The sequence below is a fragment of the Atopobium sp. oral taxon 416 genome (genome assembly GCF_018128285.1).
Taxonomy (GTDB): domain Bacteria; phylum Actinomycetota; class Coriobacteriia; order Coriobacteriales; family Atopobiaceae; genus Olsenella_L.
The window spans coordinates 215060-228640 of the sequence record NZ_CP072380.1; the positions used below are offsets into that span (position 1 = coordinate 215060).

Here is a 13581-nt window from a genome sequence, read left to right on the forward strand (position 1 = left end):
TAGAAAATATATGCACATCATATTGAAAAATATGATACAGTGTAGTCAAGAAAGAAAGAGAAAAGGCTTTTGTATGAAAGGTGAGTGACAGCCATGGAGAATGCGGAGCATTTTGGAAGGTTGACGCCCCGGATGCGGCACTTCCGGGAGGCGGTTCTCGATGAGAGACCGTATATCGATGAGGAACGGGCACTGCTGGCCACACAGACCTACGAGGAGCACCGCGATCTGCCGAGAGTGCTCCTGCGTGCGTACATGCTGAAGAACATCCTGGACCACATGACCATCTACATTGAGGACGATACCTTGATCGTCGGCAATCAGGCGACCAAGAACCGCAATGCCCCGATCTTTCCGGAGTACACAATGGAGTTTGTGCTCGATGAGCTCGATACCTTCGAGAAGCGCGATGGGGATGTCTTCTACATCACGGACAAGACGAAGCAGGCCCTGAGAGGGATTGCCCCTTTCTGGAGGAACAATACCTTGCGTGACCGCGGGGAAGTGCTGCTTCCGGATGAAGTCAAGGTCTTTATGGAGACCGGTTTCTTCGGTATGGAAGGCAAGCTCAATGCCGGGGATGCGCATCTCTCCGTCAATTATCCGCGCCTGCTCAAAGAGGGGCTGCGCGGCTACGAGGAGCGCGCAAAGCGCTACCAGGCTGACCTTGACCTGACCCAGCCAGAAAGCATCGACAAGAACGTCTTCTACAAGGCGGTGCTTGTCGTGATCCAGGCGGTCAAGGACTTCGCGCACCGCTATGCCGTACTGGCGGCTGACAAGGCTCAGAGCGCCACCGGACAGCGCAAGCGGGAGCTCGAGGAGATCAGCCACAGCTGTGACACGGTGCCTTACGAGCCGGCGCACTCCTTCCGCGAGGCGATCCAGTCGGTGTGGTTTATCCAGCTCATCCTGCAGATCGAGTCGAACGGACACTCTCTCAGCTATGGGCGCTTTGACCAGTACATGTTCCCGTACTATGAGCACGATCTGGAGTCGGGGACCCTCACCAAAGATCAGGCGCTCGAGCTGCTCGACAACCTGTGGATCAAGACCCTCACGATCAACAAGGTGCGCAGCCAGGAGCATACCTATAGCTCCGCAGGTTCCCCGATGTATCAAAACGTCACGATCGGGGGCCAGACGCCGGACAAGAAGGATGCAGTCAATGCAATGTCCTTTTTGGTCCTGCAGTCAGTCGTACAGACCCGCCTGACGCAGCCGAACCTCACGGTGCGCTACCACAAGAATATCGACAAGCACTTTTTCGATGAGTGTATCGAGGTGATGCGTCTGGGCTTCGGTATGCCTGCCTTCAACAGCGATGAGATCATCATCCCCTCCTTCATCGCCCACGGCGTCAAAGAGCAGGATGCCTACAACTACTCTGCAATCGGCTGCGTCGAGACTGCTGTGCCGGGCAAGTGGGGCTACCGCTGTACCGGCATGAGCTATATGAACTTCCCGCGGATCCTGCTCGTCGCGATGAACAACGGTGTCGACCTCACGAGTGGCAGACGCTTTGCGAAGGGGTATGGCTACTTTAAGGATATGAAGTCCTACGATGAGCTGATGCAGGCCTGGGACAAGACCGTCCGTGAGATCGCTCGCTACTCCGTGATCACAGAGAATGCGATCGACAAAGCCTCTGAGCGCGACGTCCCGGATGTTCTGTGCTCGACCCTTACGGATGAGTGCCTCGCCCGTGGCAAGACCATCAAGGAAGGCGGTGCGGTCTACGACTTTATCTCCGGCCTGCAGGTCGGTATCGCGAACATGGCGGACAGCCTAGCTGCGATCAGGTATCTGGTCTTCGAGCAAAAGAAGATCACCCCGGCCGAGCTCTGGGGCGCGATCCTCGACAACTTCACGTCGCCGAAGAACCAGAAGATCCAGGACATGCTGATCCACGACGCCCCCAAGTACGGCAACGACGACGACCGTGTCGATCAGCTTGTCGTTGACGCCTATGACTCCTACCTCGACGAGATCAAGAGATACCCGAACACCCGCTACGGCAGAGGCCCGATCGGCGGCATTCGCTACGGCGGCACCTCCTCGATTTCCGCAAACGTGGGGCAGGGTATGGGGACCATGGCGACACCGGACGGCAGGCGTGCACATGAGCCTCTGGCGGAAGGCTGCTCACCGGCGCACGGCTGCGATACGCATGGGCCGACCGCAGTTTTCAAGTCGGTCTCAAAGCTCCCAACTGAGAAGATCACCGGAGGAGTGCTGCTGAACCAGAAGATGGCACCCGCGATGCTTGCGACGGAAGAGAACCGGCAGAAGCTTGAGATGCTGATCTCGACCTTCTTCAGCCGCCTCAACGGCTATCACGTACAGTACAACATCGTGGATCGCGCAACGCTGCTCGATGCACAGAAGCATCCTGAGAAGCACAAAGATCTGATCGTGCGTGTTGCCGGCTACTCTGCGTTCTTCAACGTCTTGTCCAAAGCCACGCAGGACGACATTATCGCCCGTACTGAGCAGACCTTGTAAGACACAGAACAGTATCGGGCGAAACAGACAGCCGCATCCCCGATTTGAGAGGGTGCGGCCGTTGTTTAGAGGCTCTGACACAATCACTCTACCGTGATGAGGTCACATCCATGGGCTTTGAGGGTGTGCGCAGTATCCGGCTCGATGCGGCTGTCGGTGATAACCGTCGTGGGTCGGGAAGACACATTGAGCGGTACCGAACCGTGTTGGTAGAACTTCTCGCTCTCCGTGAGTATGATGAGCCGGTCGCACTGCTTTGCCATGTCACGCACCGCCTGAGCCCGCAGCTGATTGTTGTTGGTGAAGCCGGTGCGCTCGCTGTATCCGTCGGTCCCGATAAAGAAGGAGTGCACGAAGTAGTTCTGTGCGCACTGGCTGACAAGCGGTCCGGTCATCACCTGAGCGTCCTTCTCATAGATGCCGCCCAGACAGACAATATTGATATTATTGTAGTGGCGGATGAAGTCGGCGATAAAGGCACTGTTGGTGACGATCGTGACGTCGTGCTTTGTCTGGGCGAGCTCTTCGGCGAGCAGCGCACAGCAGGAGCCGGATTCGATCATCACGGTTTCTCCGTCGTGGACGAGCGTAGCGGCCCGTTTCGCGAGCTTGCACTTCGTATCGTAGTGGTAAGCGATGCGGCCTGCGACGTTGTCCCTGGACCTCAGGCGGGCAATTCCGTGCTCGCGCTGTATCAAGGTCTTCTCCTCAAGCTCGTTTAGGTCTTTCCGGATCGTGACGGGGGAGACCCCGAGCTGCTCTGAGAGGTCTTTGACCTCCGCCTCGCCCTCCTGTGCAAGAATCTCAAGGATCTGATTCAACCGTTTTGTTTTTGCAGACATCTCTCTACTTCCGATCGCAGTGTCACGTTTTCTATATTTTCTGTGCTCAGTATAGACGAATCGGTCTGCTCTTCTTTCAAAGAAAAATTATGAACGTTGCATATGAAATATTATTTTTGGCGGATTGTCAAGCTGAGTACAACATCTCCCTAAAGACCTTGTTGGCTGTCCTGTATTTCAGGGCCTTCCTCGCCCTGTCACAGATCAGCTCCACTGTATGCTGCACCTCCTCGTTCGTGACCTTGCCGAAGTCGCTGCCCTTAGGGGAAGAACTTGCGCAGGAGCCCGTTGGTGTTCTTAACTGTTGGCTTCTGCCATAGATGGTGAGGGTCGCAGAAGTAGAACTGCACGCCTCAAAGGGCATCTGTAACATCTGTATGCCCTGCGAGCTGCTTGCCCCACTTAGGCGTGAGCGTCTCGAGCGGGCGTCCCTGCAAAAGCCCGAAGGCGGCCTTAGAGACGCTCCCGCTGTCGTGGTGGCTCTTTCCGCGGCAAGCAGCCTCACTGCCCTGTCGGCAAGCACGAGCAGGCACACGGGTCCCGCTGCCACGAGCGTGTCGTCTGCCCACTCGCCGAGGCGAGACCTCTCATCGGCCTCTTGGGCCTCTCCTTTACGCTGTGTAAGATCTCGATCTTGCCCCTCGTCTTAGGCCTCTTGCTGCGCAGGTGGTGCCGCATCTTGCCTTCGGGGCCGGTTTCCGGCAGCTCGAGCGTGGTGACTATGGACCTCACGGTAGAATAGTCGAGAGGCTCAACGGTGCACCTGCCGCCACCCTCGAGCCTGAGATGTCGTCTATCTCCTCCAGGGACCAGTGTCTGTCCATGATGAGCAAGCGCACCTTCTGCGTAAGCGCAGGGTCTGAAAGCCGCCTTTTCGCCCTGCATCTCCTGCGGCGCTCATCCGCCCTCCTTTTGGGCAGCACATACCCTAAAGTGGCCGTGCCGGCCATTCCTCTTGAGCTTGTGGCAGATGCTGGAGCTGTCCCTGCCGATCTTTCCCGCGATATAGCCGATGGAGCTTCCCTTGTGCCACACAGCTCGGCTATGCAGTCCCTCTCCTGTGGGCTTGAGATGCTTGTAGTGGCACATTCCTTCCAGCTTTCGACGTTGATGTGGACAACCAACATCGTAGCCTTCCGGAGTGTGCCACGCTTGCATCCAGCGGGTCATTGTGTTGCACTTAGAATGCTAATCCACCTTTCAAAAAAGGATGTAAATTCATCGCTGGATGTGATACATTACGTACAGAAGGATATTTTATTACTAACGAAAGGATCTATAGAGGGGAAAGGTCTTTTGAAATGAAACTTTTGATTGATGATGCACACATTGATGAGATCAAACGCATAGAGGACCTCTATCCGATTGACGGGGTGACGACCAACCCGACGATCCTCTCCAGAGTCCACCAGGATCCGGTCAAGACGCTCACTGAGATCAGAGAGCAGATCGGTAAGGACGGTATCCTCTTCGTACAGGCTGTTCCCGACGATGCGGAGGGCATGGTCCGCGATGCCCGTGCGATCGTCAAGGCCTTCGGTGAGAGCACCGTTGTGAAGATCGCTTCAACCCCGCAGGGCTTCAAGGCGATCAAGCAGCTGACCGCAGAAGGCATCCACACCTGCGGCACTGTCGTCTACACTCCGTTGCAGGCCTTTCTCGCGGCAAAGTCCGGCGCAGACTACGTCGCGCCCTACATCAACCGTATCGACAATATGGGCTATGACGGTGTGGCTACCGCAGAGCAGATCCAGGACATCCTCGAGGTCAATGCGCTGGACTGCGAGGTACTCGCGGCTTCCTTCAAGAACAGCCAGCAGGTGCTTGAGCTTGCCCAGTACGGCGTCGGCGCTGCAACTGCCGCGCCGTCCGTGATTGACAGCTTCGTTAAGAATGCCGCCATCGACGCAGCGGTGGACCAGTTCAGGAAGGACTTTGATTCCCTGGCTCCAGGGAAGACCATGGCAGATCTACTGCAGTAGTCGTCGCTACGATCAATGGTTCTTTTTCGCCACCTCACACCGCGCCGGGGTGGCGTTTTTATGGTGAGAGTTTCTCTTGAGGGATATAAGCCCAGGAAACACCAATATACCTGCAGTGCATAGCGGATATTCAGTGGGTACCTGCATCCTTCGCGGTAGGATAAAAAGCATGAAGAATATCATTAAAGCAGCAACTGCCAAAAGCTCAGAGCAGATCTATAGAGAGATGACGGAGGGCCCAGTCGGTCCTGTTATTATCAACCAAGCCTGGCCAGCTATCTTGTCAAACATGGTCACTGAGGCCTACAACCTCGTCGATACCTACTTTGTAGGGCAGCTAGGTACCGCTGCCTCCGGCGCGATCGGGGTCTCTTTTGTCGCAATGGTCGTGATTCAAGCTGTCGGCTTCTATTTCGCGCAAGGCACCGGTACGGCGATGTCCCGCTACCTTGGCGCTAAGGAAGACGAAAAAGCCAATGTGTTGGCCTCCACCGGCTTGGTGTGCACGATTACGATTGGCCTAGCGATCGCAATCCTCGGCAATATCTTTGATGAACAGATCTGTCTGATTGCCGGAGCAACACCTACGATTTTGCCCTATGCCAGGACCTTCATCAGCATTATCTTCTTAGGTGCTCCTTGGATGTGCTCGGCGCTGATGCTCAACATGCAGATCCGTTTCGAGGGCGAAAGCCTCTCTGCGATGATCGCAATGGTCGCAGGCGCTATTATCAATATCTTCCTGAGCCCGGCGTTGATCTTCGGCGCGGGGTTTGGTATTGCCGGCAGCGCATTGGCCAATATTATCTGCCAGTTCATCAGCTTCGTTCTTCTGCTCTACATGATGCAGAACAGTGGGATCACCCCCTTCCGGTGGAAGTACGTGCGCCCTTCCAAGCGACTCTTCTGTGAGATCACCCAAGGCGGCGTGCCATCTTTCGTCCGCCAGTGCATGTCGGGGGTAGCGGCTACCTTGCTCAACAACGCTGCGGATCCGTACGGTGATGCGATGGTGGCGGCGATGGCAATCGTGAACCGCATCACGAGCCTCGGCAATTATGTGCAGATTGGTATCGGCCAAGGCTATCAGCCGGTTCTGGGTTACAACTTGGGAGCCAAAAACTATAAGCGCGTCCGTAAGGGATACTTCTTCTCCCTGCGCGCCGCTTCGATCTCGGTCTTTGCGATCGGCGTCGTGACCTCAATCTTTGCACCGCAGCTTATCAACTTCTTCAGAGATGACCCTGAGGTTGTGCAGGCAGGTACTCTGACGCTGCGCATGACTTCCTTCTCCATCGTGCTGACCGGCGCCTCCATGATCACCAACTTCCTGCTCCAAACTTCCGGCCACATGTGGAGTGCAACCTTCATCGGCGCCTGCCGACTCGGGCTTGTTCTGGGTTCTGTCGTTGTGATCCTTTCACACACGATGGGTATGCTCGGTGTGCAGATCGCTCAGCCGGTCTCCGATGTGATCACCGCTATCATCACGATCCCGTTTGCACTGTGGTGCCTGCATAACTTTGATGAGGCGGACAAACAGGAACAGGCGAAGGCACAGCCGGTGACGGATAAGCGCTGAGGTCAGCTGCGCCGGTGGTGTGGGAACCTCGATTCTTTTGCAGGCAAAATAGGGAGATGTTCATCTACACCTGCAGATAGCTCTGAATACTCTTGATCGCTCGCTGCTGTGATTCCCTGTCTGAGCGATTGACGATGCACACCTTGTCTTCGATGAGAAGCCTCACTGCACAGCCCCTGCACAGCGAAGCTTTAATTTCCTACTCTGCATCAAGAGCGTGTCGAGCTGCACAGGCGGGGAAATCGTGGCAGAGAGCTCAGAGCAGGTGTATCAGGCAATGAGGAAAGGGCCGCTTAGGCCCACCATCCTCAAACAAGCAGCGTTGGCCTGCCATCCTCTCGAGTCTCGCAGTGGTGCTCTATAACTTCGTCGATGCCTACTAGGTAGGGTAGTTGGATACCTCCGCCTCAGGCGCGATCGGTATCTCCTCTATAGCGATGGGTACGATCCAGACCATCGATTTTTTATTTTGCGCATCTGATCGGCAACGCGATATCTCGCCACCTCAGTACCGAGGAGAATGAACAGGCGGGTATGCTAGCCTCAACCGGATTAGGGTGCTCGCTTACGGTTGGGACGATCGTGGCGCTGTTCGGTAATATCTTCATGGAGGCGATCTGTTCGCTTGCCGGAGCAACTCCCTCGATCCTGCCCTGTGCCAAGGCCCTCATCGGGACCATCTTTTGGGGATGGTCCTGGATGTGCTTTGCGCTGATGCTCAACATGCAGATCCGCTTTGAGGGTGAGGGTCTCTCCGCCATACTCGCTATCATGTCAGGTGCCCACATCACGGTATTCTCGAATCCGTCGTCGGTGTTTGGTGCCAACTTAAGGGTTGTCGGCAGCGCGCTCTCAAACATAGCGTGCCAAGGTATCAGCTTTGTGGCCCTGGTCACGATTATGCAGTGCAACGGGCTTACGCCTTTTCACTGGAAGTATGTGCGCCTCTCGAAAGCCTTCTTCCACGGGATCAACCGGGGCGGCGCCCCCCTCTTTTGCCTGTCAGCGTATGTCGGCGGCTGCAGGTGCGTTGCTCAACAATGCTGCGACAGCCTTTGGGGATGTGGTGGTGATGGCGAGCGTGAATCGGATCACGAGCTTTGCCAACTATCTGCAGAGGGGAATCGGACAGGGCTTCCGGTCAGTTTTGGGCTACAACCTGTGAGCCAGAAATTTCAGGTGGACCGAGCAGGATTTTCTTCTCGGTGCATCTGGCGTTCTGTATCGTGCTTGCAGCCGGTGTTGCTACTGCGATCTTTGTCCCACAGCTGATCTATTTCTTCAGGAATGAAGAAGAGGTCGTGGAAGCCGGGACGCTCACGCTGCGCTTAACTTCGTTCACGATAGCGCTCAGTGGGGCTTCAATGACAGCGAACTATATGCTGCAGATCTCAGGATACATGTGGATTGCGACCTTTATCGGTACCTGTCGGTTCGGTCTTGTCTTAGGACTTGTGGCGGTGATCCTCTCCAGCGTCTTCGACCTTTTGGGTGTACAGACCGCCCAGCCAGTCTCCGATATCATCGCCACACTCGCCACCTTACTATTGGTGGTGAAGTGTCTGTACGGCTTTGATGCAGAAGAGAAAAAGGATCAGGCAAAGCGGCGCAAGGGAGCAGGGGGGACCGCACGGCGACGCTGCTCAGGCAGCTCTGATCTGCTTTGTGACCACAGTAAGACGAGTTGGCCAGAGGTTCAGTATGGTGGAGTGACTGCAGGGTTTAAGTATCCTGTATACGTCGATGGCTATAATGCGGTGTGTCTGATATGAACACAACGATACGGCGTGAAGGGCTATGGCACAAAAGCGCACACGAAAAAGAAAAGGCCGTAAGAAACGGCAGACCAAAAGACAGCTGAGGCTGTATTCGCGGATACGGTTCATCTGTGCCGCGGTGCTGTTAGCCTCCTGCCCGATCCTGATGGCACTGTTTCGGCAGTCGCCGGAGTCCTTCTTTCCCGTCTACCGGGAGGGAACCAAGCAGCTGGCGACCATCCTCGGCGCGATCAATGTCTGGTGCCCGATCGCGGTCTGGGACTGGCTCATCGCCTATGCGGTGGTGATGGCGTTAGTTACGCTGATCCGTCACCTGTGGAACAAGGAACTGGTCTGTGGATGGGCAAGCTGGGTGGTGCTCGTCACGAGCATGCTCATTGTCTGTGCCGTTGACGGCTGGGCGCTCAACCATTATGCCCCCACGCTTGCCTCTGAGATGGGCTTTTCAGTCCAGGAATACTCAACCAACCAACTTGCAGAGACAACCAGTTACTATCTCGATCAGGCCGCGCAGCGGGCGGACTCGGTGCGGCGCGATAAGGATGGAACCCTGCAGCAGCAGGACTTCTTCCAACTGGCGAAGGCTGCGGGAAGCTCCTACCAGAAGCTCTCAAAACAGTATCCGATCTTCCAGGGGCCGACAACGCCGGTGAAGGCGCTAATACTGTTTGGGAAACCCCTGCTGTATTCCGGTCACACCGGTATCTACTGGGCTGACTCCGGAGAGGCGAGCGTGCCGATCGATGATGCGAACGCAGAGATTGAGTTCGATATGTGCCATGAGGTGGCGCATCGCCTCGGGATCGCCCGCGAGGAAGAGGCCAACTTCGCTTCGTTTGTAGCTTGCACCACCAGTGAAGACGACCACTTTGTCTACTCCGGCTACTTCAGCGCATTCAACTACTGCTTCAATGCGCTGTGTAGGGAGGATCCTAATCTCGCACAGCAGGTTATGCAGACAGCGTTGGAACAGAACGAAGACGGGGTCATGCTTGTCGTGCACGACCGGCAGGAGACCCAGAAGCACTACCAACAGTTTCAAGGGCCCTTTGAAAACGTAGGGACGACCGTCAACGATTCCTATCTCTCAAGTTTTGGCGAGCGGGGCGGTATCCGCTCCTATGGGCTCGTCGTCGATGATCTGATCGCATGGCACGAAGCAGGAAACTAAATTCTTGCACAGACTTCTTACCTGTAAGTATCCCATGCATTTTGGAGTGGCAACGGGAATCCGTACCTGTCTTACCTAAGCCGCAAGCCCTAGGCTGCGCCTGTATTGGAGCGAGCTCATGCTCCCAAGTGACCTCTTCTGGCGCTTTTCGTTGTGCCAGACGATATATCCGTCCATCTTCACCCCCAGCTCATCCAGCGTCGCGGCAGACCAGTTCCTGCCGTAGAGCATCTCGTTTTCCATCGTCTCGAAGAAGCCCTCCTAGCAGGCGTTGTCAGAAGAGCAACGCTTGTACGACTGGGAGCAAGTAATTCTGGCCTTCTTACAGATGGCTATCCACTTCTGGCCAGCGCTAGTGGCAACTACAGTCTAAGTGGATCACCAGATGCCTGCGCTCTTGCTTGGTGGTGGTAAGCGCCGAGCCAAGCATGAAGTTGGCCATATCCGCATCAGATAAAGTAGAGGACGTCCAGCTTACAGTTGCCGCAGTCGAGGATAGGGCTCAGGCAGAGCTTGCCGGCAGGTATCTCAAACTGCGTGACGCCTGAGAGTCACAAGGAAGTTGGGAAGGCCTGCCGCAAAGTCTTGCCTCACCCTGTTGTTGGGATGCGCCGATATCTCACCCTCCTGCGAGCTGTAGCCGCACTTCTTCTTGGGCGTGCCCCGGGACATCAGGCCTTCCTTACCCATGATGCGCGCCACCCTCCACTCACCTATGGCGTGGCCTTGTGCCTTCAGCTCGTCGCTTACGCGCCTGCCCTACATGTCGTCGGCTCGCAGCGAAGCCGGCGTAGACGAGCTCGCAGGCCTTACCATCTCGGCTACCGGCTGGAGTGGCGCCTAGCTGGTAGTGGTAGCTCGAAGTGGGAAGCGAAAGGGCACACAGCAGCTCAAGAGAGCCTCCACTTCGGACACAGGCTATCGCTCAGCAGCGTCTTCTCCCTGTTCGTCAGCTCATTTTTTGGGGCTATCATGGAGAATCGGACGAGCTTCGCAATCGCGCACCGCCTCTCAACGATCATCGATGTGGATCTCATCCTCGCTATGGGCCATAGCACCATCATCGAGCAGAGAGCCCACAGGGAGCTTCCCGCTAAGGGCGGCGCGGAGCTTTACCGCAGCCAGTTTGCATACAGCAAGCAAACAACCACTACGCGTTGCAGGCACCTGGCCTCTGGTCGGGTGCTTTTTGAACCCGGGACACAGTGGATCTGTGCCTGCGTGCTATGATACGGACGCACTCAAACGCGCGAGCATAGGGAAGAGCCTGTGAGCACCGAAACGACGGGAACCGATAAACGACTTCAACGTGAGCGGCGTGTCAGCCGAGGGATCATCTGTACACTTCTGGGTGGGACCCTTTGGGGCCTCAATGGGGTCATATCGAAGATCCTGATGGATACCTATGCGGTCGATCCGTTGTGGCTCACCTTTATGCGTGAACTCGGTTCCTGTTGGTTCTTTATCGCGGCAGCGGCGCTGACCGATCGGAAGCGTCTTTCAAGCGCTGTTCACAGTGCACGGGCACTGCTCACGATTATGCTAGTCGGCGTCGTCGCGCTGCTCTTCTCCAATGTGTCCTACATCGAGGCGGTGAGTTGGACCAATCCTGCTACCGCGACCGTGATGCAGAGTTTGGGGATGGTCGGCGTTCTGGTCTACATCTGCTCAGTGTCGAAACGTGCTCCTCGTCGCCGTGAGGTCCTCGGAATCCTTCTCGCCTTGATCGGTACCTATCTGGTGGCGACGGGAGGCAATCCCGGAGAGTTGAACCTGCCGGTCGGCGGCTTCATCTGGGGCCTGCTCTGTGCCGCCGCCAGCGCATGCTTAGCGATCGTGCCGACAAAAGCCCTCAACAAGTGGGGCTCCTTCGTCGTGAACGGCTTCGGGTTCCTCTTCTCGGCGATCCTTTTGGGCCTCTTCATCCATCCTTGGACCAATGTACCGGCGCTTGACCTCCACGCAATTCTGCTTCTGATCGCAATCATTGTCCTCGGATCCTTTGGGGCTTATGCACTCTACCTGCAGGGCATAAAGGACGCCGGGTCACTCAAGGCAAGCCTGCTCGGCACGATTGAGCCGGTAGTCTCTACGATCGGCACCGTGCTTCTTCTGGGCTATCACTTCTCACTGGCGGACATCCTCGGCTTTGCTCTCATTATCATTATGGTCTACCTCACCGCGTAGCAATCCTGCCTCGAGGCACGTGTACGGTAACGAAAAAGCCGCATCGGCACTCTTGTCGATGCGGCCTGGAATGTACGCGGTTTGGAACCAATCAGTTGTCTGCCTGTTTGGGATTCTTGGGGAGCTTGCCCTCATCCCGGGCAATACGGATCGCATCCTCCATGTGGAGGTACAGCGTATCCGGGGATGTATTGTGGGCAAGGGCGTCCTGGGAGCACATATCCGGTTTTGAAAAATCCGGCTCGGGGAGTGGGTTTCCCTCATGGTCCACACCGAACACTCTCGCGACCAGATCTGGCAGCGGATTGAAGGCGGGCGCATCCTGGTCCATATCGCCTGAATAGCCCTCAACGGTGTAGCCGGCAGCTTCCAGCGCCATAGCGATGATCGGGATACCGATACCGAGTTCGTGGGCGAGCTCCGGCAGCGTCTTGGAGGTGTCGGGGATCGTGATATCGAGCTCTGAGAGGGTGTCCTTCAGTTCAGGGTTAGAAGCCAAAAGCTCAGAGATTGGCTTCGTGATGTCCAGTGTCTTGGTTGTTTCAGCAGCCATACGGCCCCTTTTCGTCTTCGCGTTCAAGTGGAGCAACGGTACCTATCACAGCAGTAAAAGAATAGCCTATCTAAGACAAATTCTCAATAATTTCTCAAAAACTGTATTAGACTCATAGTAAATACTGAAGAGAGGTTTGATATGAATTTTCAAACAAATACTACAGCTCGTGGTGATAAAGCTTCAGAGAGACCGAAAAAGCAACCAAACGCCTACCAAACTGAAAAAGTGCAGGTGCCGGGGGTAAGCAGCTCTACATCAGAGGCCCCATCCTCTTGCGGGGCGAGACGGCGCCTGAGCAGACTTCCTCACAGAAGTTCCTCGTAGCGCACAAGAACACAGACTGGCAGCATGAGGACCCACGGAGGGCCGGGCAGACAGAGTCTGTGGGTGACTTCGATGCACTCGCGAACCTCGGGCCTGCGATCGCCTGCTTTGGCTTTGCCCGGACTCCGCAGAGTTCGCCCTACTACAGGCAGGCGCAGGAGGCAGGCGTCAAACTTGGGCAGCACTGCGGCGATCACCGGCGGTGGCCCCGGCATTATGGAGGCCGCAAACCATGGGGCCTACGATGCGGGAGGTGTCTCAGTCGGCTTGGGGATCGAGCTGCCCCACGAGGAAGCGCTCAACTAGCGGGCCAATGTGGGTATGGTGTTCTGGTACTTCTTCGTGCGGAAGACCACATTCGTCAAATACTTCCCAGGCGCCCTGATCTTCCCGGGAGGCTTTGGGACCTTCGGTGGGATGGTTGAGTTCGTGACGCTGATTCAGACGCATGAGACCGGCTATGCCCTGCTTGTGCTGATTGGGCGTGACTGTTGGACCGGCTGGTTGAGTGGCTGCGCAATACAGTTGCCCAGGCGGGCGATATCTCTAAAGAGGAGCTTGACCAGCTGATCGTGGCAGACGATATCGAACAGGCGATCTCTATCGCTACCGGCAGCCAACGTGATTAGTTCCTTTACAGCTCTATTTCAGGAC

At 56.0% G+C, this 13581-nt stretch carries 14 protein-coding genes and 4 pseudogenes; 11 read left to right on the plus strand and 7 right to left on the minus strand.

Features of this window, described 5'->3' with window-relative positions:
• Positions 1–132 precede the first annotated feature (132 nt).
• Positions 133–2505, plus strand: a complete 2373-nt coding sequence (locus J4859_RS01050; RefSeq protein WP_249113708.1) for a glycyl radical protein — start codon at positions 133–135, stop codon at positions 2503–2505.
• A gap of 83 nt (positions 2506–2588) precedes the next feature.
• On the opposite strand, the gene J4859_RS01055 is transcribed toward J4859_RS01050, so the two are convergent.
• The 3 genes from J4859_RS01055 to J4859_RS01065 all read right to left on the minus strand — a co-directional run bounded on the left by J4859_RS01055 (position 2589) and on the right by J4859_RS01065 (position 4436).
• On the minus strand, positions 2589–3347 hold the full coding sequence (locus J4859_RS01055) for a DeoR/GlpR family DNA-binding transcription regulator (RefSeq protein WP_212331941.1): 759 nt from the start codon (positions 3345–3347) through the stop codon (positions 2589–2591).
• 501 nt (positions 3348–3848) lie between these two features.
• A complete protein-coding gene (locus J4859_RS01060) occupies positions 3849–4232 on the minus strand; it encodes a hypothetical protein (RefSeq protein ID WP_212331944.1) in 384 nt (127 codons plus the stop codon).
• 12 nt (positions 4233–4244) lie between these two features.
• Entirely contained in the window at positions 4245–4436 is a 192-nt protein-coding gene (locus tag J4859_RS01065) for a hypothetical protein (RefSeq protein WP_212331947.1), read from the minus strand.
• 212 nt (positions 4437–4648) lie between these two features.
• Between J4859_RS01065 and J4859_RS01070 the strand changes: the two genes are divergently transcribed.
• A complete protein-coding gene (locus J4859_RS01070) occupies positions 4649–5329 on the plus strand; it encodes a transaldolase family protein (RefSeq protein ID WP_212331950.1) in 681 nt (226 codons plus the stop codon).
• Positions 5330–5498: 169 nt separating this feature from the next.
• Positions 5499–6911, plus strand: coding sequence for an MATE family efflux transporter (locus tag J4859_RS01075; protein ID WP_212331952.1), 1413 nt, complete (start codon positions 5499–5501; stop codon positions 6909–6911).
• A 464-nt stretch (positions 6912–7375) separates the two neighbouring features.
• Here J4859_RS01075 and J4859_RS01080 read toward each other — a convergent pair whose 3' ends face one another.
• Positions 7376–7771 carry a hypothetical protein gene (locus J4859_RS01080; protein WP_212331955.1) on the minus strand — a complete coding sequence of 132 codons (396 nt, stop codon included), beginning with the start codon at positions 7769–7771 and terminating at the stop codon, positions 7376–7378.
• 149 nt (positions 7772–7920) lie between these two features.
• On the opposite strand from J4859_RS01080, the gene J4859_RS01085 reads away from it, so the two are divergent.
• From J4859_RS01085 to J4859_RS01095, 3 genes are read left to right on the plus strand one after another with little or no spacing between them, the layout of a single operon-like run.
• Entirely contained in the window at positions 7921–8076 is a 156-nt protein-coding gene (locus J4859_RS01085; protein WP_212331958.1) for a hypothetical protein, read from the plus strand.
• A 40-nt stretch (positions 8077–8116) separates the two neighbouring features.
• Positions 8117–8683 carry a hypothetical protein gene (locus J4859_RS01090; RefSeq protein ID WP_212331961.1) on the plus strand — a complete coding sequence of 189 codons (567 nt, stop codon included), beginning with the start codon at positions 8117–8119 and terminating at the stop codon, positions 8681–8683.
• Between the two features lie 25 nt (positions 8684–8708).
• Complete coding sequence (locus J4859_RS01095) at positions 8709–9860, plus strand: DUF3810 domain-containing protein (RefSeq protein ID WP_212331964.1); 1152 nt, start codon at positions 8709–8711, stop codon at positions 9858–9860.
• Positions 9861–9935: 75 nt separating this feature from the next.
• Here J4859_RS01095 and J4859_RS01100 read toward each other — a convergent pair.
• Positions 9936–10109 (minus strand): annotated as a pseudogene (locus tag J4859_RS01100) (IS3 family transposase); the annotation flags it as partial.
• A gap of 279 nt (positions 10110–10388) precedes the next feature.
• Positions 10389–10604: pseudogene (locus J4859_RS01105) on the minus strand (hypothetical protein); the annotation flags it as partial.
• A gap of 222 nt (positions 10605–10826) precedes the next feature.
• Between J4859_RS01105 and J4859_RS01110 the strand changes: the two are divergent.
• Positions 10827–11090: pseudogene (locus J4859_RS01110) on the plus strand (hypothetical protein); the annotation flags it as partial.
• A 39-nt stretch (positions 11091–11129) separates the two neighbouring features.
• Positions 11130–12047: a DMT family transporter gene (locus J4859_RS01115; protein WP_212331987.1), complete on the plus strand. Its 918-nt coding sequence runs from the start codon at positions 11130–11132 to the stop codon at positions 12045–12047.
• A 91-nt stretch (positions 12048–12138) separates the two neighbouring features.
• Here the strand turns inward: J4859_RS01115 and J4859_RS01120 are convergent, their stop codons facing one another.
• Positions 12139–12600, minus strand: a complete 462-nt coding sequence (locus J4859_RS01120; protein ID WP_212331988.1) for a hypothetical protein — start codon at positions 12598–12600, stop codon at positions 12139–12141.
• 501 nt (positions 12601–13101) lie between these two features.
• On the opposite strand from J4859_RS01120, the gene J4859_RS16615 reads away from it, so the two are divergent.
• The 3 genes and pseudogenes from J4859_RS16615 to J4859_RS15900 all read left to right on the plus strand — a co-directional run bounded on the left by J4859_RS16615 (position 13102) and on the right by J4859_RS15900 (position 13556).
• Entirely contained in the window at positions 13102–13233 is a 132-nt protein-coding gene (locus J4859_RS16615) for a hypothetical protein (protein ID WP_256436788.1), read from the plus strand.
• Between the two features lie 15 nt (positions 13234–13248).
• Positions 13249–13350, plus strand: a pseudogene (locus J4859_RS17345) (TIGR00730 family Rossman fold protein); the annotation flags it as partial.
• A 68-nt stretch (positions 13351–13418) separates the two neighbouring features.
• Positions 13419–13556 carry a hypothetical protein gene (locus tag J4859_RS15900; protein WP_249113709.1) on the plus strand — a complete coding sequence of 46 codons (138 nt, stop codon included), beginning with the start codon at positions 13419–13421 and terminating at the stop codon, positions 13554–13556.
• Positions 13557–13581: the final 25 nt, after the last annotated feature.